The organism is Pseudomonas sp. KH_017, from assembly GCF_057840285.1.
Map to the genome: position 1 here is coordinate 3160320 of NZ_CM174509.1, position 22884 is coordinate 3183203.

Here is a 22884-nt window from a genome sequence, read left to right on the forward strand (position 1 = left end):
AAGCGTCCTTACTTGTTGGCAGTCACCTGATGCAGGTGAGTCGCTCTCAAGATAGCTCATCTTTACCCCGGTGCTGTTCAACGCAGGCGCGAAGACGTCAGATCGCCCTCAAAGATGATCGGCATCGATCACCGCCTTGGCGAACGCCTGCGGATCTTCTTGCGGCAGGTTGTGGCCGATGCCGCCGCGGATCAGCCGGAACTGGTATTTGCCGGTAAAGCGCTTGGCATAGTCTTCAGGCGCCGGGTGCGGTGCGCCGTTGGCATCGCCTTCAAGGGTGATAGTCGGCACGCTGATGGACGGCACCGTGGCCAGTTTCTGCTCCAGCGCTTCGTATCGGCTCTCGCCCTGGACCAGACCCAGGCGCCAGCGGTAATTGAACACGGTGATGTCGACATGGTCGGGGTTGTCCAGCGCCTTGGCACTGCGGTCGAAGGTGGCGTCATCGAAGGCCCATTTCGGCGAAGCCAGTTGCCAGATCAATTTGGCGAAGTCGTGGGTGTTCTTCTCGTAACCGGCGCGACCACGGTCAGTGGCGAAGTAGAACTGATACCACCACTGCAATTCCGCCTTCGGTCGCAGCGGGTTCTTGCCGGCGGCCTGGTTGCCGATCAGATAGCCGCTGACCGAGACCAGCGCCTTGACCCGCTCCGGCCACAGCGCCGAGACAATGTCGGCCGAACGCGCACCCCAGTCATAGCCACCGAGCACCGCTTGCTTGATCTTCAGGGCATCCATGAAGTCGATGACATCACTGGCCAGTGCAGCCGGTTGGCCATTGCGCAGGGTTTTGTCTGACAGGAAATGCGTATCGCCATAGCCGCGCGCATAGGGCATCAGCACCCGATAACCCTTGGCGGCCAGCAACGGCGCAACTTCGTCATAGCTGTGAATGTCATACGGCCAGCCGTGCAGCAGGATCACCACCGGCCCGTTGGCCGGGCCTGTTTCAGCGTACGCCACGTCCAGCAGCCCGGCGTTGACATGCTTGAGCGGGCCGAACGGCGAGGGCGCCACCTGGGTGGTACCGGCAGGGGTTACCGCGGGCTGCGCGGTGACGGCCGTTTGTGCGTGGGCCGCGCCGAGTACGCCGAACAGCGTCAGCGCGAGGATCGAAGGGCCGACCAGGTGGCGGCGTGTCTTGCCGGGGTTGCTGTTGCGCAGTGCCATCTTCATGGGATCTCTCCATTACCAGCCATGGGTCAGGGGTTCCGTCCGAGCCCCTTCAAACCTTGCTTGCATTGAAGCGCGGCAACGTATCTGGCCTGTGTCCAATCGTCGGCCGGATGAAAGTCTGTGTATCGAGGTGTCGTGCTGACACACTGTGATACCAAGTCCCGGGGCCGAGTCGGCAGCAGTCATAAGCTTGGATAGTCGAGCAGTCTGCTGATTGTCGGTGCATCAATCCACTGCATGGGAAAGTCCCCAAAGTGCCAGCAACGGCTTGTCGGTTGACCTCATGGAATGGACAGCCGATGGTGGGTTGAACACTACGCCGCCCGGCCCGGGATTCCACCAGCCGACATCTTTTCGGTACCAGTAACCTTCCGATAAAACGACATAAAACTCTGCCGGAGGATGCTTGTGGTACGGATAGCAAAGTTCGGGCTCCATTACCGCCAACCCCACTGTCAAAGTTGAACATTCAAGCAGTGCGCCCTTGCCGAGAATCAGTGCATGTCGATGCCTTTCTTCAAACGCATCATCGTCCCCTTCTGAAGCGGATCGCTTTATCCAGCGACTACTGGACAGCAGGGTCTCAAGAGCCGATAGCAGAATCTTGAAGTCCCGATCCGTTCGGGGAGCATCCGCCAATGCCCGCGCTACCGTGGGCTCCAGGCAAGCGGGCAGGGAAGTGCCCGAGAACGGAGGCAAGCCGATGTCCAAGCGCGCATTGCTCAAGGCGCGAACACAGATTTGTGTATCCACGCCATCAACACCACTCACTTGAGAATGACGGGCCAGGATTCGCAGGAGTGCCTCGCGCATCACCACGCCCTGTATCAGGAGTTCTTGTTCCGACATCTGTGAAGACGACTGCATGACCGTTTACCTCTTGAACGTACCTGGCAGGTCACTTTGAGAAATGCCTTCTGGTTTTCTGGGCGAAGAGTTCGATTCGCAATGGCCAATGCTGATATCGCGCCGGAAACGATTGGGTTAATTGCGAAGAAATCGTGCTGTTGCACTGACAAAAACGAGGAGAACAACAAGACCGCCCAGAGCGAACGACAAGGTGCTCAGATGGGCGACCGCCCCAATAAACACGGGACCGATCAGAATGCCCGCGTAACCCATCGAGATGACAGCGGGGATGGCTACCGCCTGTGGCATACGTTGCTGGCGGCCTACAGCGGTAAAGAGCACTGGGACAATGTTCGAGCAGCCAGCCCCGACCAGGGCGTAGCCGACCAGGGACGCGGGCCAGCCGTCGATTCCAAGCGACACAATCATGCCCGCGGCTGCGCAAAGCCCGCCAAGCGCGACGACGCGCACGCCGCCCAGTTTGCTGACGATGGCGTCCCCCGTCAGGCGGCCCACCGTCATCGCGGCGGCGAAGGATGCGTAGCCCAAACCGGCGATGCTCGGCTCTAACCCTCGGTTTGAGACAAGGAAGACTGCGCTCCAGTCAAGCATTGCACCTTCGGTGAGGAAGACGATGAAGCAGAGCGTCCCTAAAAGCAGCACGATACCTCTGGGCACCGCGAACAATGGCCCGCCCCGTTCAGCGCCATAAGTCAGCAAAGCAGGCGCAGCCTTGTAAAGCGATCCCAAAACGATAGCAACGATACAGAGCGCCGCAATCAGTGGATCCAGCCCTAAGGTCAATAAAGCGGTCATGGCCCCGGCGCCCACGATGCCTCCGACGCTGTAAAGGCCATGGAAGCCGGACTGAAGTGCCTGCCCGCTGTTTTTCTCGACGATGACGGACTGTATGTTCATGGCGCAATCAAGCATGCCCATACTGGCACCGAAGAGAGTGACAGCGATGACCAAACCAGGCAGCCAGGCCACGGTGCTCAACAGCGCAAGAACGGCACACAAGACAATCGTCGCCCAGATTACGACCGGTCGGCATCCATAGTGTGCAGTGAGATACCCAGCGAAGGGCATGGCCACAATAGATCCACCGCCAAGGCCAAGCAGCAGCAACCCCAGGCCACCATCGTCCAGGCCGGCGCGTGCTTTAACCAAGGGAACCAGAGGTGCCCAGGCGGACATGAGTAAGCCCGCGATGAGGAAGGCAATGCGTGTAGACATCCGCTCGCTGTAGTTAGCCGTAGGTATCAACACCGGCGATGGAGCATTCATAATTCTCGGTAATCCTTATCGATGATGCCAGCCACCGGTTACTCGGCTTGGACAGTTGCGGGTTTCGTATGTTTTACGCGTGCCCGGGTTTCGAAACTCAGCGCCTGCGCTCATACGTTGCTCTATAACTGCTCGGCGCTACGCCAAAGAAGTCACGAAAGCGCATATGGAAGTTGGCGAAACTACAGAAGCCGGTCGCAATCGCGATATCGGTGATCGGTCGATTGCTCTGCAGAATAAGCTGCCGGGCTCGAGTCAAGCGCAGCTCAAGGTAGTAACGCGTAGGCGTTGCGCCCACGAAACGACAGAAGCGACGCTCCAATTGTCGTCGGGAAATGTTCACACATTCAGCCAGCTCGTCGATCGATAGCGGCTCTTCGATATTCTTTTGCATCAGTTCTAAAGCGAGCTTCAGGGTTTGTGGCAAGGTGGGGTCAGAGTCAACGATGACAGTCGAAATCCCGGAGACTTCAGCGGTTTGATCGCAACTGAGTATTTCCTCGACAGCATGGGTCAGCGACACGCCTTGTTTTGCGGTGATGAGCTCCAGCATCATGCGTAACGAGCTGCTGGCGCCGGCGCACGTGATACGGTTTCGATCGATTACGTGCGTTCGACAAGAGACGAGCACCTTGGGGAAGACATCCTCCATCATCGCTCGCCCATCTGGATGGAAGGCACACTCGACACCGTCCATTAACTGAGCTTCCGCCAGAAAATACGCACCATTCCACAAACCGCCCATGGTCGCGCCAAGAGAGGCGACGTTACGTAGCTTGCGCCGTAACAGCGGGTCGCTGATCAGCTTCACTCGCAAACCACCAGCGACAATGAGAACATCGATACGATCCGGTAGTTGGGATAACTCCAGGTCCGCTGAAATTGCGATTCCCAGATCGCTCATCACAAGACGGTTCTTGATGCCGACCGTCAACACCTCAAACGCCGGTGTCTCGCTAATCAGGTTGGCGGTCACCAGCGCATCGATAGCGCCGGTGAACGACATCATCGAGAAATTGTTCAAAAGCACGAAAGCTACACGAGTCACCGCCTGCGGCTTTATTGGTTTCTGCGCCGTATAGGAGTACCCCATGTTCTTGTCTTTAAGCACGCTCTCGAATACGAATGGCATAAGTCCTCTTTGACACCTTTACCAATAGCTACGAAACCGTTGCTCAATCTAGACAGCGTTTTTTGGCGCAGACAGCAACAAATCAAAGAATGACTGGCAGTCATCGCTCTCAGACAGTGCTTCAACACTGTTCTTGATCGCATTGCTTCGCGTGGATCCCAGGCTGTCATCCGCCAGCAAATGATATTTAGCCGTGAGTTCGGCACTCGACATAGGGTTGCCGGGGTCGCCCTTGGCCGTCGCGGTTGGGCTCGTAAGACGCGTGCCGTCTTTCAGGGTAACCGTGACGCGGGAGAGGATTTCCTCAGGGAACCTGGCGGAGAGGTCGGGCGCCTCATGAAGGGTTATCTTCCCGCTGATGTTCAGGATGTCCGGTGCATGAATGGAGTCCCCGGTGACTTCGTCAGGGCCCAGCTTTCCGCGAACGATCAAAGCGGCCAGTGGAAACGCCAGCGCATACTGGGCCTCGTCCGCATTCTTCGGAAAATGCCCCTGCAGGCACACAGACTCGTGGAATGTCTCGACATCGATGGTCTCGATCAACTCAGCAGTGATGACTGGATGTGCTCGCATCAAGTCGGTCATGGCCGTGAGTGCCGGTTGCGCCCAGCGACATACCGGCCACGGTTTGAAATATTGCTCGTCGATCTCCCAACGGGTTCCGATGTCCTGCCAGAAAGTGGAAATCTCCAAAGGTTCAACGGTGGCGGCTGGAGCGCCAGTGACACCGAGCTGTGCCATCAGTAATGCGTTCAGTCCGGCATACGCCCCGGCGCCGTGGGCATCGCGCAACATGCTCGGAAAGCTCACCAGGCGCATCATCGGGCACCTCGGGCCGAAGTATTCCGCGATGCCCAGCGCATGACGGAAAGTCGTTTCATCAAGCTTCAGCAGGCGGGCTCCGGCGCAAACGACCCCGATCCCGGAAAAGGCGCCTGAGGCATGATATTCCGGGGCGGTGGCCATCAATGCCTGGCCCGCCCGCAAGGCAGTCTCGTAACCGATGCACAGTGCACTGAGGAGTTCTTCGCCGCTGATGTCTTTGCCCTGACTGCGGTACGCATCTACCAATGCCACAATGGCCGGGACAACGGTTGCACCCGCATGCCCCTTGGAGGTGAAGTGACCTTCATGTGCATCGAGGCTATCAACGCAGAAACCGCCGGCATACGCGGCGCCCAATGGATGTACGGCTCTGCCGTCGAACCAAAGGCGGCTGGACAGCTTGTTGGCAGAGTAGTGGGTGTCAGCGTAGGTTTTGAGCATCACGCTGGTTTGATTATTGCGAGCTCCGGCGGCCACGCCAATGATGTCGAGCAGGCAAGTTTTGACCAACTCGCGTGTATGCAGGGGTGCGTCCTTATAACTGAAATTCTGGACGAATGAATACAACTGCATTTCAATATTCCCGAGTGATGAACGCCGAAACGGATAAAAAAGTTGCCCTGTGAAGGGCAACCTTTTACGCAGCTTTATAAGAAGGGACTAGTTCTTTGCGGTGGCGGTATTTGCCGCGGCGCGTGCGTCTGCCAGCCAGCTGTCGTATTTCGCGCGATGAGCCGCGATCCATTCTTTGGCGTGCCGGGTAATGTCAGCCGCACTTTTTTCGCCATCGTGCATTTTGAGATTTTGCGCGCTTTCATCGTCGGTAGTGATCTGCATTTCAGACAGGAACTTCACGGCAGCCGGATTTTTCTCGGCAAACTCTTTGTTGATTACCGCTTTGACACTGTCTACCGCGAAACCAAGGTTTTTACCATTAAAGGTAGTGTTGACATCGTTTTTGCCACCTGGAAGATCCGTACGCGGCACGGTCAGCCAGACAACATCTTTGCCTTCGACCAGAACACCGGAGATCCACTGAGGCACCCAGGTGTAATAGAGAATCGGCTTACCTTGTTTATAACGAGCGATGGTGTCAGCCATCAGGGCAAAGTAGGAGCCCTGGTTATTGGTAACGGTCTTTTCCAGGCCATAGGCTTTCATATGGTGGGCAATGATGAGTTCACAGCCCCAACCAGGGTTGCAACCAGTGAGGTCAGCTTTACCGTCACCATTAGCATCGAACAGTTTGCCAATTTCCGGTTTCTGTAAATCTTCGATAGAGGTGATGTGGTGTTCATCAGCCGTTTTCTTGTCAATCATGTAGCCCTGCAACACGCCCGGCATAATGTCGCCGGTTTTCACCATCGTCTCATCGCCGCCGGCCTTCTGGTAGAAAGATTTGTGCAGTTCCTCCCACAGATGTACCGAGAAATCAGCGTCACCATTGGAAATCGCCACCATCATGGTGGAGTACTCGGTTTCCTTGGGAGTCTCAACGTCGTAGCCCAATTCCTTGAGTCCCGCCATTGCAATCTCTCCGCGGAATCGCTCTTCGGCGATTGACGGGAAAATGGGAGTGATCGATACCCCTTTTCCGGGCAACTGCGCCGTGGCGGCCGATGCGAAAACAGGTGAAACCGCTAGTACTAAAAGCGCCACAGAATGAATGAATTTCTGTTTTATTCCGACTGTTGTGAAGTTCATTATTGTTTACCTTGGCTGGATTACGAAGTTGGCATTTCTTTTGGTTCACGACGCGCCACTGAGCGGGTTAACTTTCTTTGGGACTAACTTCTATTTTTGTAATCGTGTTTTTTCTTTTCAGGCGATAAATGACACCCGCCGGGCCGGTCTGATACCAGTGCTCACCTTTGGTTGCTCTGTTACTGCGCTCCCCCATCGCCTGGGTCAGGCGGTCAAGGAAAATCGCCAGCAATACCAGGCCCAAGCCACCGACGGTTGCCAAGCCCATATCAAGGCGGCCAATCCCGCGAAGCACCATCATCCCCAACCCACCAACCGAAATCATTGATGCGATCACCACCATCGACAGTGACAACATCAATGCCTGATTCAAACCCGCCATGATCGTTGGTGCAGCTAAAGGAAGTTGAACTCGCCTCAGCATCTGGCGTGGGGTACATCCGAAAGCCCGGGCGGCCTCAACCTTGTCTTCCGGTACCTGGCGAATTCCCAGATTGGTGAGCCTGACCAGTGGTGCTACCGAAAAGATGATCGTGACCAGGACCCCCGGTACGTTGCCGATACCAAACAGCATCACCACGGGTACCAGATAAACAAAAGCAGGCAGTGTTTGCATGGCGTCGAGCACCGGCCGCAGAAGCATCTCCAGCCGGTCACTCCGGGCACACAGGACACCCAGCGGTATGCCAATAACTGCACAGAAAAACAGTGAAGTGAGCACCAGCGCGAGGGTGATCATGGCGTCACTCCATACGCCGATCACTCCTAAGAGGGTGAGGGTGACGAGACAAAGGATTCCTATCTTTTTCCCTCCTACCTGCCAACCGAAGAGCGTCGCAATAATAATGAATATTGAGGGAGGAATAGCCAACAATCCGAACTGAATACCATTAAGTACTTGGTCGATTGGCCATCTAATCGAGCGGAATACCTCGCGGAAATTATGAACCAGATAATTCAGGGCAACTTCTACCCATTGGCCCAAAGGGATGTTGATGGATTGAAACGGGTCTAGAAAACTGAATTCGTTCATGCTAATCACCTGAATGTCCGAGCCTGGCAAGCCAGCTAATAGAGACTATTAGTGTCGGCTCATTGTCTGAAGCAGTAGGCTCTTGGAGATCGTGCCTTTGAACACACCCTGGCGATCCAGGACGGCAACTGGATTAACTGCATCGGCAACGATGTGAAAGACGTCCTGCAGGAGTACATCGTCGCGCAGCGTAGGCGTGGATTGATCCACGGCGTACGGATGCTCTGCACAAATCCTGGCAACATCGCCAGCCTTCAGGATCTTCGAGGCATCGAAACCTTTGAAGAAAGCCCTGACGTAATCGTTCACCGGGTTGCAAAGCAGCTCTTGCGGGGTACCGATCTGTACTACCCGGCCACCCTCCATGATCGCTATGCGATGGCCGATGCGAATCGCCTCGTCAATGTCATGGGAGATGAAGATGATGGTGCGATGCTGTTCTGCCTGCAGGCGGATCAGTTCACCCTGCATTTCGTGGCGAATCAACGGGTCGAGCGCCGAGAAGGCTTCGTCCATCAGCAGGATGGCTGGGTCGTTAGCCAGCGCTCGGGCCAGGCCTACCCGCTGTTGCATACCGCCGGACAGTTGGTGCGGGTAGCTGTAGGCGTGGCCATCGAGCCCCACCTGTTTAAGTGCCTCGAGTGCACGTTTATGCCGTTCGCTTTCCTCGACACCCGAGATTTCCAGGCCGAAAGCAACGTTGTCGATCACACTCATGTGGGGCATCAGGGCAAACGACTGAAACACCATGCTCATGTCTTTGCGACGAACGCTGAGGAGATCGGCATCCGACAGACCGGTGATTTCCTGGCCGTTGAGATGGATTGTTCCGGAGGTTGGCTCGATCAGTCGATTGAACAAGCGGACCATCGTCGACTTCCCGGAACCGGAAAGCCCCATGATGACAAAAATCTCTCCACGTTTTACGGAGAAACTGGCGTCAAAAACGCCAACGACTTGACCGGTTTTGCTGAAAATTTCACTTTTATCAGCACCGTGCGCCAGCATCTCCATCGCGAGTTTTGGCTGAGCACCAAAGACTTTGTAAATGTTTTTTACCGAGAGTATCTCGTCACCAAGACTCATAACCCCTCCTGCTGCAATTACGACATAAGATCAAGAATTCAGGTGTACGTGTCTTGATCAGTTCAGACGGTGCTTGTGGGGGCAGTCAAGCTGGGAGAAAGGTTGGGAAATAGTCATAGTGACCATCCTCTTTATTATGTGATGTTTATTATTTTTGTTTTATCGGCGCTGAATTAAGCAGTACCTTGAGAACCAAGTTATTACCTTATAGAGTCAGCGTCTAACAACATTTCTTCCAGCCAATCAATAACGTCATGTTATCAATTATTGAGTCATGTCAATTTGCGACTGCGGCAGTGCTAGTTGCGAAGACGACTACGGCTGGCCCTGTCTTAGACCCTTTGTTTCAGCTACGCTCCAGCATTGGCTCTAGGTGGAACCCTCTCGCCGATCTCGTCCCTAACGGCCCTCCAAAGGGCCCCGAACCGGATATTCAATACTCTAGGTTATGGTTAAGCACATCGATCCAGACATGACGCTGCTGAAAATGCCGTCTCTGAAAGCAGTGAAGTCATTCGTAGCCGCCGCCAAATATCAGAGCTTTACGCGTGCGGCTGAAGCGCTGTGCGTTACTCAGGCGGCAATCAGCCGTCAGATTCGGGAGCTTGAGGCGTACCTTGGGGTGGATCTCTTCAAGAGGGTGGGGCGAGCTGTCGAGTTGACGGAAGCCGGATCCATCTTTTTTGATGCGGCACAGCTATCTTTCGTCAACATTTCCCAGGCGGCGGAGCGCATTCGCACCAACAATGCAGGCAAGCGCACGTTGACGCTTTGCTGTTCTCCCGCGTTTTCAGCCCTCTGGCTCGCAGCGAAGCTGCCAGGTTTTTTTACCAAGAACGCAGACATCGACCTCAATCTGGTCACCACTCAAAACTTTTTGTCGATGGAACCGGGTGTAACTCCGGACATCTTCATCACCAAAATGGCCAGGATTCAGGATGGCTACCGTAGTTATCCGTTGTTTCATGACGTCATCTATCCTGTGTGCACACCTCGCTACAAAGAGGAGCACCCTGAGCTGTCCAGCCTGGAAGGATTACGCGACGGGGTTTTGCTCAACCTCAGCCCCTATGGCAGATCCCAGGTAGCGGAGCACGTTGATTGGGGTGTTTGGCTGGCTTATCACGATGTTGATATCGAGAAACGCCCCCACGACAGCCCTCACGTTTTCAACGCGAACGACTACAACCTGGTCATCAGCATGGTGTTGACCCATCAGGGTGTAGCCCTCGGATGGAATCACCTGGTTGCAAACCTGATCGAAAACGGCACGCTGATTCGGCCGATCGAAGAGGAAGTGGTTCTCCATGAAAGTCAGCACTATCTGACATTTCGTGAAGACCGGATCAATGACGACGCGTGTTGTCGGCTACGAGACTGGATTCTCGCCCAGTTTTCCTGAGCTGTCTGGAAGACAGGAGTACTGATTGAGCCGTGACTCGGGGTGCGAGGAGGGGAGAAGTTTGGGTATGCCGGTGGTGATCATTCGTGGTTCTCACCACCGGCAGTTATGCTCTTAGCCAACAGATCTTAATGGGATCGTGCCATTGAGCTGCTCAAGCATCGTTTTGCAGTACCAATCATCAAACTGACACACACCAATTTCGCTGGCCACCGACAATGGGCCCGGCTCGTAAGCAGGAGAGCTGACGCCGACCTGTGCGCCTTCAACCAAGGTGCGATCCTGGTCATTGGTTGCAAGCCAAACCTTGGTCAGGTGATCGATGTCGTAGTCGACACCTTCCTGCGCGTCCTTCTTGACGATCCATTTTGTAGTGACCAACGTCTCGCCCGGACCGATGGGCAGAACGCGGAAGCTCAGCGCGTGATCGCCCAGAAAGTGGTTCCAGGTTGATGGGTAGTTGAAATAAAGCAACGCACCGATGTTGGCTTCACCGGTTGTGTCCAAGCGACCGGCAACCGCAGGCTTGCCATCCATTGTGTAGCTGACGGCACCGGAAAAAAGGGGGATGCGCGTCATGCGGAAGCGACCGTCTTCGTCCATGACCAATCGGCTGGGCAGGCCTGCCGCTTCGCAACGATCCCAATGCTCTTTGAGTTCAAGATCCTCATCGCCGCCGGCGCCACCCACTGATGGGTTGTCAACGAATGAGTGCATCAATTCCGGGTGAGTAAAATCGCAGTGGTAACACTCGCGGTTGTTCTCGAAAACCAGTTTCCAGTTACCTTTCTCGATGATGTTCGACTCAAACGCGACTTTGCAGTCGTCCAGGTTATGAGGCGCAACGAAAGGCGTCAGAGATTTTCTGAATGACGAAAAGTCAGGCGCCACATCAGCGACGCACACATAGATGTACGTTTCGACGACCTCACAATGCACGGACTTCAACCCATGCTGAGACTTGTCGAAGTCCTCCCCCATGTTCCCGGCGAAAAGCAGTCTGCCATCCAGCTCGAAGGTCCATTTGTGGTAAGGGCATACCAGCTTGGCGACCTTGCCGCTAGCTTGCGGGCATACCTTGGAGCCGCGATGACGACAAGCGTTGTGGAATGCACGAATCTGCTTGTCTGCGCCACGGACGATCGCGACAGGGTAATCGCCGATTTGCAGCGACAGGTACTGACCCGACTTCTCCAGCTCAAATGTGTGCCCTGCGAAGATCCAGCTTTTGTGCCAGATCTGTTCCAGATCCTGCCTGTAAACGTCTGGATCGCTATAAAGGGCACCTGGCAGCGCGTGGTCAGGCTTGCGCTGCGCGATTAGATTTGAAACTGCCGATTTAGTGCTCACGGTCAACACACTCCAAAATACCAAAGGGACGACAAAAGACCATTGTTTGCATCAATCTCGATATTGGGTAACGTCATTTCGCCGATAAAATATCGCTGTTGTAAAGACTACGTCTGCAATCACACCCCAACAAGAAACTTTTACGCTTATCAATGCATAAACAAATGTTATCGATCGATAGCGTGGCTTTAAGATGCTGTTCGTAACCAATTGAATTTAAAGGATTAATGTTTTTCGACTCTGTGCGCTATATCGCTTTAAAGATGTCTATGCGAGGAAGGCACGCTATTGACCACTCTATTGCCCCATGCCAGTCTGGATTCAACAGCTAACGGTACTTAGTCAGTAAAACAACCTCTGGCGATCTCGTGTTTGAGCATTGGGAACTGTCCCGTGAAAACATAGAGATCTTTATCGCGCCTCAAGGCATCAAAGCTGGCGCGCTCGTTGATCTTCCACCTAACTCCCATTCGGAGCATTTATCTTGAAATTTGAAGGTATTTATACGCCAGCAGTAACTCCTTATAACTCTGATGGGGAGATTGACTGGGATGTGTACTCGGAAGTTTTGGAGTCGCTGATTGAGGCGAAGGTGCATGGCATTATTATCGGCGGCTCGACCGGTGAATATTATGCGCAGACTTCGGAAGAGCGCACCGAGTTGGCAGCCTACGCCAAAGATGTGATCGGCACTCGGGTGCAACTGATCGTCAGCACCGGGGCGATTCGTACCGAAGATGCGGTTCAGTACGCCAAGGATGCCAAATCGATCAAAGCGGACGCGATTCTCGTCACGTCCCCGCCTTACGCGCTGCCAACCTCACAGGAAAACGCGATTCACGCGCTCACTATCGATCGCGCAGCGGACTTGCCGATCATGCTTTACAACTATCCGGGCCGCATGTGCGTTTCGATGGATGAAGAATATTTCACGCGTGTCAGCCAATCTAAAAACGTCGTCGCCATCAAGGAAAGCTCCGGCGACATGGGCCAGGTGCATATGCTGGCCCGGCAGTTCCCCAACATCGCCTTGTCCTGCGGATGGGATGACCAGGCCCTCGAGTTTTTTGCCTGGGGTGCCCGCAGTTGGGTGTGCGCAGGTTCCAACTTCCTGCCCAAGGAACACGTTGCGCTTTATGAAGCCTGCGTGATCGAAAAGAACTTCGACAAAGGCCGTCAAATCATGTCGGCAATGATGCCGCTGATGAATGCCCTGGACGGTGGCAAGTTCGTGCAGTCGATCAAGTACGGTTGCGAGGTTGCCGGATTGAAAGTCGGTAACGTGCGCCTGCCATTGCAGCCACTTGAAGCGGACGAAAAGCAGAGTTTCGCGTCGGTCATTACTGAACTCAAACGTAACGTAGCCAACATTTCTTCGGGAGCCAGCCATGGGTGATCTTCTGAGCAAGGCCGAATATGCCGCTCTCGCCAAAGACATTTCGTTGCCATCCAAGGCGTTCATCAATGGCGCGTTCAAGCCCGCGATCTCCGGCAAAACCTTCGCCACGAACAACCCGGCAACGGGTGAGTTTTTGACAGACGTCGCTGCCTGTTCGTCTGAGGATATCGACTTTGCGGTGAGTAACGCCAAAGAGGCCTTCGAGGATGGACGCTGGAGATCGATTTCTCCTCGGGAGCGCAAAGCGGTTCTGTTGAAGTTTGCAAACCTGCTTGAAAGCCATCAACACGAACTGGCCGTCCTCGAAAGTCTCGATAGCGGCAAACCGGTCAGTGAATGTCAGTTGGTCGACATCCCGGACACCATCCACACGATCCGCTGGCACGCAGAACTGATTGACAAGATTTATGACAACACCGCCCCGGTGGGCAGCGACGCGCTGACCATGGTGGTCCGGGAGCCGATCGGCGTGGTGGGCTGCGTATTGCCCTGGAACTTCCCGCTGCTGATGCTGGCCTGGAAAATCGGCCCGGCGCTCGCTGCGGGTTGTTCGGTCATCGTCAAACCTGCCGAGCAAACATCGCTGACCACGTTGCGTGTCGCTCAGCTGGCGTTTGAAGCCGGTATACCCGCTGGTGTACTCAACATTGTGACCGGCACGGGCAAAGAGGTTGGCGAGCCCATTGGCTTGCATAACGACGTCGACATGGTGAGCTTTACCGGCTCCACTGCGACCGGCCGCCGCTTCCTGCATTACGCCGCCGATTCGAACCTCAAGCGCATCGTTCTTGAGTGCGGCGGGAAAAACCCGGCTGTGGTGATGGACGATGCGCAAGACCTGGATCTCGTCGCTCAGCATGTCGTCAATGGCGCGTTCTGGAATATGGGCGAGAACTGCTCCGCGACCTCGCGTCTGATCGTCCATGCGTCTGTTAAAGACGAGCTGCTGGAGCGCATCGGCGCCTACATCCGCGAATGGAAGATGGGTGACCCACTCGATCCGGAAAACCGCGTAGGGTCGCTGGTCAGCCCAGAGCATTTCGCAAAAGTGAAGTCGTACCTTGAGCACGCCACTGCCGGGAAGCTCGCAGTCGTGTATGGCGGCGCAACCAAAGACGGTGCCTTCGTAGAGCCGACCGTGATAGACGGTGTCGGTAGAGACAACCGTCTGTTTCAGGAAGAGATCTTCGGCCCGATTCTTTCGGTCACCACCTTCAATACGATCTCCGAAGCGATTGCTCTGGCCAATGACACGGTCTACGGCCTGGCAGCCTCGGTGTACACCGCCAGTCTGCGCCGGGCGATCAGGTTGTCGCGGGAAATTCGCGCGGGCATCGTCACCGTCAACTGCTTTGGTGAGGGCGATGCTTCGACGCCATTCGGCGGCTACAAGGAGTCGGGCTTCGGCGGTCGGGACAAATCCATTTTCGCCCATGACCAGTACACCGAAATCAAAACAATCTGGATCGATGTGTCTGATCGGTCGGATGAAGAGACCGAAAAATGAGCACCCATACCATCAAGCGCCTGCCGGTAGATACCGGGGTTTCAGGTTGGGAGGCGATTTCCGCACGCACTGCGCCTGTCCGCATGCTTGATGGAAACGTGACGGCGGATTGGCTGATTATCGGTGCCGGGTTTGCCGGCTTGTCCGCCGCTCGCAGACTTTCACAGTTACACCCCGGTGACAGCATTGTTGTGGTCGATGCTCATGAAGTCGCCAAGGGGCCGGCAGGCAGGAACTCTGGTTTCATGATCGATGTGCCGCACAGTCTGTCGTCCGGGGAATACTCCGTGGCGAGTGAGTCTGCAACGGCGCTGGAGATCACGCAAAATCGTTTTGCGATTGATTTCGCTGCGCAGGCGGCACGCGAGTACGGTATGTCGCCAGACACCTTCGACCCTTCAGGGAAGATCAACGCGGCCGCCACTGAGCGGGGATTGAAGCTGAACGTCAATTACGCACAATCCCTTGAGCGCATCGGCGAGAAGTTCGAGATGTTTGATGCCGCGCAAATGCGCGAAATCACCGGGTCCACCTATTACCACGGTGGGATCTACACGCCCGGCGCAGTGTTGATACAACCCGCGCAATACATTAGAGACCTGGCAGCAGGGCTCGAAGAGAAAATCACGCTGTTCGAACGCACTCCGATTATTGAATTGACCAAGCAGGGAAGCGGTTGGAGAGCTCGATCTCATAACGGGACGGTGCACGCACCCAAGGTCATTCTTGGGGTTAACGGCCACATTGAAGACTTTGGTCATTATCAGGGACGCCTGCTGCACGTCTTTACGTACGCCTCCATGACGGCAGCGTACAGTGATGATGCATTCAAGAAAGACGTGCCGGGTAGAGCCAAGTGGGCATTGTTGCCAGCTGATCCAATGGGGGCCACTGTTCGTAAAATCTCTACAGACGGTCTTTCGCGTATCGTCATCCGGACAAAGTTCACCTATGACCCGAGTATCCAGGTCACGCCGGAGCGTGTAGCGGCGGTGGCCAAGGAACAGCGACACTCCTTGGACGCCCGCTTTCCGGAACTGAAATCCACTGCGTTGGAATTCAGCTGGGCCGGCCGTCTGTGTTTGAGTCGTAACAGCGCCGCTGCATTTGGCGAGATCGAAGAAAACCTGTATTCGGCTTGCTGCGAAAATGGGTTGGGAACGGTCAAGAGCACTCTGGCAGGTGTAATGGCGGCGGAATTGGCTTCGGGTATACGTTCTGATTTTCTGGAAAGTATCAGTCACGCGCCAGGGCCCAGCAGGCTCCCCCCCCAAATAATAACGAAGCTGGGCGTCAGTTCGGTCATTCGTTGGCATGAATTTTGGGCCGGGCGAGAAGGTTAAGTCGTCGTTGTGGCCTTCTTTTTTTGCCAATAAACGAGTCGCTATTTTCGCTGCGCTGATGTTGGCTTTCTGTTTGTTCGCGGGCCTTTGGGTCGCGTCCATCCAGACGATTGCGCTCGTCAGTGTGTCGGTCCTGATCTCTGTCGCCATCGCTTTCCCGTTGGGGGTTCTGGCCGCCCGGGTGAAGCGTGTAGATGAAGCGTTGCTGCCGATTCTGAACATCATGCAAACGGTGCCGCCCTGGGTTTACCTGATCCCCGCCGTGATGCTGTTCAGCTTGGGGCGGGTGCCCGCGATCATCGCAACGATTGTTTACGGCATCCCGCCGATGCTCAGATTGACGACCCTGGCCTTCAAGCAGCTGCCCAAGGACCTACTCGAGTTGGGCCAGGCGTCCGGTGCTTCACCTAAAGACATTCTGTCCAAAATTGAACTGCCGACTGCTGCACCCACGCTGTTGGTAGGCCTGAACCAATGTATCCTCATGTCGTTGGCGATGGTGGTGTTGGCAGGTCTGGTGGGGGCGGGCGGTCTGGGGGCTGAAGTGACCCGTGGCCTCTCCAGGATGGAGATGGGATTGGGCCTTCGAGCGGGCCTGGCCATTGTCGCTATTGCACTGCTGTTGGATCGACTGTCATGGGGCGCGTTGCAGCGTCACTCCCCCACCAAACTCCTTTGAAGGGGGCGGCTGAACGTTGGCGACGTTCGTCAGTGTAAAGAAGCGAGGCGTAAAGTGATCGAGCGACGAGATTTCAGCGGGTGTATGAAAGGTAAAAACCTGCGCTATGTGGAAGAGACCCGGAGTGAGCAGACGGCTCATGCTCGGGCAGGATTTTTACTGCTCGAGCACTTCTCGTTGCCTGCATTTACGCAAGCGCTCGATACGATTGTCACTGCCAACCTTTTGCGTCCAACGTTGTTCTCTTCACGAACCTTCGGGGTGCAAGACGGAGAGGTTACCAGCGACCTTGGCCTGGTCATTCGACCGGATGCGCGTTTGGACGTGGCGGCACTCAAAGACCTTAATTTGCTGGTCATATGCGGCGGCTATCGCACCGAACTCAAAGTCAATCACGAGCTGATCAGCATCCTTAAAACGGCATCGGAACTGGGTATCACCCTGGCCGGGCTGTGGAATGGGGCGTGGTTTTTAGGCGTGTCAGGTTTGCTTGAGGGGTATCGTTGTGCGATTCATCCCGAACACCGACCTGCGCTCGCAGAAATTTCAAAAGTCACGCATGTCACCAGTGAAGCATTTGTCATGGATCGAGACCGGCTCACGGCTTCGAGCCCGGCGGGTGCTTTTCATATGGCTCTCGAGTGGATCAAAGGGCTGCATGGCAAGGCGCTTGTCGAGGGCATCGAAGACATTTTGTCTTTCGAAGAGTCGCGGTATCGGCGTATCAAACCGACACAGAACATCTCGTTGAGCGCCCCCCTAAAAGAAGTGGTCAAACTGATGGACGCCAACCTGGAAGAACCGTTGCAAATGGACCAACTGGCGGTCTATGCCGGACGTTCCCGTCGACAAATTGAGCGCTTGTTCAAAGAGCAACTGGGTACCACGCCGCAACGGTATTACCTGGAATTGCGCATTACCGAAGCACGGCGATTACTTCAGCACACAGAGCTGTCTCAGGTTGACGTGCTGGTCGCATGCGGCTTTGTTTCACCGAGCCATTTCAGCAAATGCTACAGCTCGTATTTTGGTTACCGGCCTTCGAGAGAAACACGGTTGGTGAAGTAAAAACCGGGCTGTCGCAAAAATTTTAGGGAGGAGGGCATGACCGAGTTGCGATTGAAGTGCGATCGAACAAAAAATGCTGCGCCCACCGTTGCTGCTAGTCCTGGCGTCGCAAGGCCCCAACTCGGGATTTTTTTATGTCTGCTTTCAATGCTTATCTTTGCGAGCCAGGACGGAATAACCAAGCTGCTTGTCAAAGACTTCCCGGTTGCCCAACTGGTCATGGTGCGCTATTGGGTGTTTGTCGTTTTTGCCCTCGGATATGCCGCCTACCAAGGTAGGGGCAAAGAGTCATTTCGCAGTAAGCACCCTTGGCTCCAAATCATTCGAGCGCTGTTAGCCGTGGGTGAAACCATACTGTTTGCAGTGGGGCTACGATATTTGGGCCTGGCCGAAATGCATGCGCTCTATGCCGTATTTCCGCTGATGGCACTGGCATTGGCGGGGGCCGTGCTTGGGGAGTTCATAGGTCTGCGGCGCTGGATTGCCGCCGCCATAGGGTTCACCGGGACACTGATCATCCTTCGACCAGGCGCGGGCGTTTTTGAACTCGCGGCGCTGATTCCCCTGCTGGCGGCTTTAGCATTTGCGGTGTTCAACGTACTGACGCGCCGGATTAGCCAGCACGACGCCTTTGCTACGAACATGCTCTTTATGGCAAGTGTGGGTGCCCTGACAGTCACATTTGCGGGGCTACCCGCATGGGTTTCTCCGACTCCGGTCCAAGGCCTCTTGATGGGGATCCTGTCATTGACGGGCGTAGTCGCTCAGATTCTGTTCATTCAAGCACTGAAATACGCAACCGCTTCTACCCTGCAGCCTTTCAACTATGCGCTTCTGGTGTTCGCCACTTTGATTGGGGTGATCGTTTTTGCCGAGCGCCCGGATACCTGGGTGGTTGTCGGCGCAGCGTTGGTGATTATCGGGGGGCTGTATGCGATTAAAGCGAAGGCGTGAACGTACCTGAGTGTATGAAGTAATCAATGTGTGGTTGGTTTCCTGGATGAGCACGGCCATAAAAAAGGGCAGCTCAAAGCTGCCCTTTTCCCAACCTACTTCTTAGGCTGCGCTAAACAGCTTGTGCGGATCCATGACGAATTTCTTCGGCACCCCGGCATCGAACTCGTGGTAACCGCGCGGCGCGTCGTCCAGGCTGATCACCTGCACGCCGACGACCTCGGCAATGTTGATCCGGTCCCACATGATCGCCTGCATCAGCCGACGGTTGTACTTCATCGTCGGGGTCTGGCCGGTGTGGAAGCTGTGGGACTTGGCCCAGCCGAGGCCGAAACGGATGTTCAGGCTGCCATGCTTGGCGGCTTTGTTGACCGCGCCCGGGTCTTCGGTGACATACAGACCCGGGATCCCGATATTACCGGCGACCCGCACCACGCCCATCAGCGCGTTGAGCACGTCGGCCGGGGCCTCGTGCTGCGCGCCGTCATGGCCGTGACCACGGGCTTCGAAGCCGACCGCATCGACCGCACAATCGACTTCCGGCTCACCGAGCAGGTTGGCGATTTGCTCGTGCAGCGGAGTGTCCTGGGTCAGGTCGGCGATCTCGAAGCCCTGGGCCTTGGCATGCGCCAGACGCAGCGGATTGACGTCGCCGACTATCACCACCGCTGCACCCAGCAGACGGGCGGAGGCGGCAGCAGCCAGTCCGACCGGACCGGCACCGGCGATATACACCGTGCTGCCAGGGCCGACACCGGCGGTCACCGCGCCGTGGTAGCCGGTCGGAAGGATATCGGAGAGGCAGGTCAGGTCGCGGATTTTCTCCATCGCCTTGTCGCGGTCGGGCAGCTTCAGCAGGTTGAAGTCGGCATACGGCACCAGCACGTATTCGGCCTGGCCGCCAACCCAGTCGCCCATGTCCACATAGCCATAGGCACCGCCGGGGCGCGCCGGGTTGACCGTCAGGCATACGCCGGTGTGCTGTTCCTTGCAACTGCGACAACGGCCGCAGGCGACGTTGAACGGCACCGAAACCAGGTCACCGATCTGCACGTTTTCCACGTCACGGCCCCTCTCGATCACCTCGCCGGTGATCTCATGGCCAAGCACCAGCCCGACCTGGGCCGTGGTCCGGCCACGCACCATATGCTGGTCGGAGCCGCAGATATTGGTCGAAACCACGCGCAGGATTACGCCGTGGTCGATGCGCTTGCCGCGCGGGTCTTCCATTTTCGGATAGGGGATGGTCTGCACCTCGACCTTGCCTGCGCCGAGATACACGACACCACGATTACCAGACATGCTTTCACCTCGCTTTTGTTGTTGTGAGAACACGGCCCTTGTACTGCGAAGGGGCGCGCGGCCTTACAGTGCAGTGGTATATGTCTTGCGTTTGCGCGTGAATGCAGATTGGTTGGAAGTCACCTTCCAACGACGCGTGATTAGCAGTTATCGTATCGATCCTACGCTTGGTATCAGCACCCTGCGAGAGCATTTAGTCCCTGTCGAGTATCTCTTTCCCCTCAATTTCCATGGATTCAGGGCTAACCCCGGACGATAGGAGTAAACGCGATGATTGCGGACTGGACTGGTCAGGTAGCGCTTGTCAGCGGAGCCGGTAGTGAGCGAGGAATTGGTATTGCGATTGCGAAGCGTCTGGGCAGCCTGGGCGTGAGGTTGATTGTCACAGGCAGCAGCGCTCGCATCCATGATCGGGTGGAGGAGTTACGTGCCGCAGGATTTGAGGCGCAAGGGCGTACGGCGGACTTGAGTGAAGAGGATCAAGTCCTTGAACTTACCACTTGGGCCGAATCGGTATGGGGGCGAATCGATATTCTTGTGAACAATGCCGGCATGGCCGCCCAAGGTCATCCGGAGCCTTTTGCCGATCTGGCGGACATGAGTGTCGATAGCTGGAATCTTTCAATTGCTCGAAATCTGACAACCGCCTTCCTGTTGACCCGTGGAATTTTGCCGGGGATGCGCAACAGACACTACGGCCGTATCGTCAATGTCAGCTCCACGACTGGCACTCGGGCAGGTAATCCAGGAGAGGCTGCTTATGCTGCGGCCAAAGCCGGGATGGTAGGTATGAACATGAGCCTGGCCCTTGAGGTCGCGCGCTATGGAATCACTGTGAACTCGGTCGCGCCTGGCTGGATCGCCACAGGGTCAAGCACTCCAGAGGAAGAGAATGCAGCGAAGTATGTTCCGGTTGGCAGAGCTGGTCGCCCGGAAGAAGTTGCTGCTGCCGTTACGTTCCTGGCCTCACCTGAGTCCAGTTACATTACCGGTGAGTTGCTGGTGATCGATGGTGGCAATTGCCTGATAGAGAACAAAGCACCCAAGTAATCAATGCGTTGCCCGCCGCAAAATTTTGCAGCGAACCAGAGTCTGGTTCCGCGCAACCTGCAACGGAGGAGGGTAAGTGACTCCCTCCGTCGCAAGTCGGGCTGATTCGATCAAAACGGCAGTGGCAGTTTCGCCGTGCGCCCCCCATCCACCACCAGCACCTGCCCGGTGATGAAGGCCGATGACTCCGAGGCCAGGAAAACGACTGTCCCGCCAACATCCGCCGGCAATCCGGTACGTCCGACCGGGTGAAGGCGCAGGAGTGCCTGGTGCGCCGCACGCGGATCAGCTTGAGCGGCGAGATATGCATCACTCAACTCGGAATTTATCCACCCTGGAGCAATGGCATTGCAGCGAATGCCGTCCCGTCCGAGATCGATTGCCAAGGCTCGGGTCAGCCCATGGATGCCAGCCTTGGAGGCACAGTACGCGGCATGTTCAGGGTTGGCGCCTATCCCTTCGATCGACCCGATGTTGATGATGCTGCCACCGCCTCGCTGACGCATCTGAGGCACCAACGCCTTGCACAAGAACGCTGGCGCCCGCAGATTGACAGCCATCATGCGATCCCAGTCCTGCTCGGTCATCTCATCAATCGATTTTTCGAACATGAACCCCGCATTGTTCACCAGGACATCGACTCCGCCGAGCTGCTCCCGGGCTATTTGCGCGATCAAACCCGGGGATTCCACCGAAGCGAGATCTGCCTCGACGAAATAGACCTGAGGGTGACTTTGCAAGTCGGCGTCCAGTGCCTGACGCTGAGCGATCAACACAGTAGCTCCCGCCTCAAGCAATTGTTCGGTGATGCCTCGGCCAATCCCTCTGCCGCCCCCGGTCACCACTACATTTTTACCGTTGAGCATCGCTACCTCTCCTTAGCCGGACACCGGCTTGGCGCCTGTGACTTCTACCGTTTCACCGGCGATGTACCTGGCCTCGTCGGACGCCAGAAATGCGATGACATCCGCAATGTCTTCGGGCTCGGCGATACGGCCTAGTGGCACGCTCTTGTTTAGCTCCTGCACGGCTTTGTCCGGATCCAGGCCGCGACGTTCAAAGCCGCTGCGTATCATCGGGGTATTGATTTCGTGCGGGCATACGGCGTTGACACGGATGCCCAAAGGGGCGCAATCGCGGCCCAGATTTTTGGTTAACGCCGCGACGGCCCCTTTGCTTGTGCAATACGCCACGTGGGCGGGGCCTGGATAAATTCCCCAGACAGATGATGTGTTGACGATTGCGGCGCCTGGGCGATTTTTCATGTGCGGTATCGCGGCACGGCAGATGAAGAACACTGCATTCAGGTTTACGCCCATGGCGTCAAACCACATGTCGTCAGTGGTTTCCTCAATCGTGCCTCGGGGAATGATGCCCGCATTGTTCAACACGATATCGATCCCCGAAAAAATATCGACGGCGGTTTGGACAATCGCTTCGCAATATTCTTTTCGGCGTAAATCGCCTGCCACGTAGTGCACTTCGGCGCCCAAGTCACGAACTTTGGCTGAGATTGATTTGCAACCGGCTTCGTCAAGATCAGATAAAACAAGCTTTGCGCCTTCTCGGGCGAACAATAACGCTAACGCCTGGCCGACACCGCCGGCAGCGCCGGTAATGACCACCACTTTATTATTGAATTTCATATGGCAACCTACCTGGTAGTTTTTTGGCGCAGCCATTATTTAATTTCAATGGATCGCAGCGTCCAATAACTTTTTTACGGGGCCAAAGATAA

At 55.8% G+C, this 22884-nt stretch carries 19 protein-coding genes and 2 pseudogenes; 9 read left to right on the forward strand and 12 right to left on the reverse strand.

What is annotated here, in order from left to right; translation table 11 throughout:
* Positions 1-108 precede the first annotated feature (108 nt).
* From AC3IT6_RS14400 to AC3IT6_RS14435, 8 genes are all read right to left on the reverse strand, one after another.
* Positions 109-1176, reverse strand: a complete 1068-nt coding sequence (locus AC3IT6_RS14400; RefSeq protein WP_489356426.1) for an alpha/beta fold hydrolase — start codon at positions 1174-1176, stop codon at positions 109-111.
* A 225-nt stretch (positions 1177-1401) separates the two neighbouring features.
* Complete coding sequence (locus AC3IT6_RS14405) at positions 1402-2043, reverse strand: dimethylsulfonioproprionate lyase family protein (RefSeq protein WP_489356428.1); 642 nt, start codon at positions 2041-2043, stop codon at positions 1402-1404.
* 117 nt (positions 2044-2160) lie between these two features.
* Positions 2161-3312, reverse strand: a complete 1152-nt coding sequence (locus tag AC3IT6_RS14410; RefSeq protein ID WP_489356430.1) for an MFS transporter — start codon at positions 3310-3312, stop codon at positions 2161-2163.
* A 97-nt stretch (positions 3313-3409) separates the two neighbouring features.
* Complete coding sequence (locus tag AC3IT6_RS14415) at positions 3410-4444, reverse strand: GlxA family transcriptional regulator (RefSeq protein ID WP_489356432.1); 1035 nt, start codon at positions 4442-4444, stop codon at positions 3410-3412.
* A 48-nt stretch (positions 4445-4492) separates the two neighbouring features.
* Positions 4493-5842: an MmgE/PrpD family protein gene (locus AC3IT6_RS14420; RefSeq protein ID WP_489356434.1), complete on the reverse strand. Its 1350-nt coding sequence runs from the start codon at positions 5840-5842 to the stop codon at positions 4493-4495.
* Between the two features lie 87 nt (positions 5843-5929).
* Positions 5930-6973 (reverse strand): glycine betaine/L-proline ABC transporter substrate-binding protein ProX, encoded by a 1044-nt coding sequence (proX, locus tag AC3IT6_RS14425; RefSeq protein ID WP_489356436.1) that lies wholly within the window; start codon positions 6971-6973, stop codon positions 5930-5932.
* A 67-nt stretch (positions 6974-7040) separates the two neighbouring features.
* The gene (gene proW / locus AC3IT6_RS14430; RefSeq protein WP_489356438.1) at positions 7041-8006 is read right to left on the reverse strand and encodes a glycine betaine/L-proline ABC transporter permease ProW; all 966 of its coding nucleotides are present in this window, start codon (positions 8004-8006) and stop codon (positions 7041-7043) included.
* Between the two features lie 48 nt (positions 8007-8054).
* Positions 8055-9092 carry a quaternary amine ABC transporter ATP-binding protein gene (locus AC3IT6_RS14435; protein ID WP_489356440.1) on the reverse strand — a complete coding sequence of 346 codons (1038 nt, stop codon included), beginning with the start codon at positions 9090-9092 and terminating at the stop codon, positions 8055-8057.
* Positions 9093-9540: 448 nt separating this feature from the next.
* Between AC3IT6_RS14435 and AC3IT6_RS14440 the strand changes: the two genes are divergently transcribed.
* Positions 9541-10494 carry a LysR family transcriptional regulator gene (locus AC3IT6_RS14440; protein ID WP_172435296.1) on the forward strand — a complete coding sequence of 318 codons (954 nt, stop codon included), beginning with the start codon at positions 9541-9543 and terminating at the stop codon, positions 10492-10494.
* A 114-nt stretch (positions 10495-10608) separates the two neighbouring features.
* On the opposite strand, the gene AC3IT6_RS14445 is transcribed toward AC3IT6_RS14440, so the two are convergent.
* Entirely contained in the window at positions 10609-11844 is a 1236-nt protein-coding gene (locus AC3IT6_RS14445; protein WP_489356442.1) for an aromatic ring-hydroxylating oxygenase subunit alpha, read from the reverse strand.
* Positions 11845-12206: 362 nt separating this feature from the next.
* Between AC3IT6_RS14445 and AC3IT6_RS14450 the strand changes: the two are divergent.
* The 7 genes and pseudogenes from AC3IT6_RS14450 to AC3IT6_RS14480 all read left to right on the forward strand — a co-directional run.
* Positions 12207-12332: pseudogene (locus AC3IT6_RS14450) on the forward strand (GntR family transcriptional regulator); the annotation flags it as partial.
* Entirely contained in the window at positions 12329-13240 is a 912-nt protein-coding gene (locus AC3IT6_RS14455) for a dihydrodipicolinate synthase family protein (RefSeq protein WP_150755494.1), read from the forward strand. The pseudogene AC3IT6_RS14450 and the gene AC3IT6_RS14455, both read left to right, overlap by 4 nt.
* Positions 13233-14750, forward strand: coding sequence for an aldehyde dehydrogenase (locus AC3IT6_RS14460; RefSeq protein WP_489356445.1), 1518 nt, complete (start codon positions 13233-13235; stop codon positions 14748-14750). The genes AC3IT6_RS14455 and AC3IT6_RS14460 overlap by 8 nt, the downstream gene beginning before the upstream one ends.
* Complete coding sequence (locus AC3IT6_RS14465; RefSeq protein WP_489356447.1) at positions 14747-16093, forward strand: NAD(P)/FAD-dependent oxidoreductase; 1347 nt, start codon at positions 14747-14749, stop codon at positions 16091-16093. Before AC3IT6_RS14460 ends, AC3IT6_RS14465 begins: the two co-directional genes overlap by 4 nt.
* 19 nt (positions 16094-16112) lie before the next feature.
* A pseudogene (locus tag AC3IT6_RS14470) lies at positions 16113-16772 on the forward strand (ABC transporter permease); the annotation flags it as partial.
* 84 nt (positions 16773-16856) lie between these two features.
* Entirely contained in the window at positions 16857-17840 is a 984-nt protein-coding gene (locus AC3IT6_RS14475) for a GlxA family transcriptional regulator (RefSeq protein ID WP_489356449.1), read from the forward strand.
* 36 nt (positions 17841-17876) lie between these two features.
* The gene (locus AC3IT6_RS14480) at positions 17877-18794 is read left to right on the forward strand and encodes a DMT family transporter (protein ID WP_489356451.1); all 918 of its coding nucleotides are present in this window, start codon (positions 17877-17879) and stop codon (positions 18792-18794) included.
* A 102-nt stretch (positions 18795-18896) separates the two neighbouring features.
* Here the strand turns inward: AC3IT6_RS14480 and fdhA are convergent, their stop codons facing one another.
* Positions 18897-20096: a formaldehyde dehydrogenase, glutathione-independent gene (gene fdhA / locus AC3IT6_RS14485; protein ID WP_489356453.1), complete on the reverse strand. Its 1200-nt coding sequence runs from the start codon at positions 20094-20096 to the stop codon at positions 18897-18899.
* Between the two features lie 270 nt (positions 20097-20366).
* Here fdhA and AC3IT6_RS14490 point away from each other — a divergent pair, with 270 nt between their 5' ends.
* A complete protein-coding gene (locus AC3IT6_RS14490; protein WP_489356455.1) occupies positions 20367-21146 on the forward strand; it encodes an SDR family NAD(P)-dependent oxidoreductase in 780 nt (259 codons plus the stop codon).
* 110 nt (positions 21147-21256) lie between these two features.
* Here the strand turns inward: AC3IT6_RS14490 and AC3IT6_RS14495 are convergent, their stop codons facing one another.
* Both AC3IT6_RS14495 and AC3IT6_RS14500 read right to left on the reverse strand, forming a co-directional pair.
* Positions 21257-22012 (reverse strand): SDR family NAD(P)-dependent oxidoreductase, encoded by a 756-nt coding sequence (locus tag AC3IT6_RS14495; RefSeq protein ID WP_489356457.1) that lies wholly within the window; start codon positions 22010-22012, stop codon positions 21257-21259.
* A 12-nt stretch (positions 22013-22024) separates the two neighbouring features.
* Positions 22025-22792 (reverse strand): SDR family NAD(P)-dependent oxidoreductase, encoded by a 768-nt coding sequence (locus tag AC3IT6_RS14500; RefSeq protein WP_019690394.1) that lies wholly within the window; start codon positions 22790-22792, stop codon positions 22025-22027.
* Positions 22793-22884 lie beyond the last annotated feature (92 nt).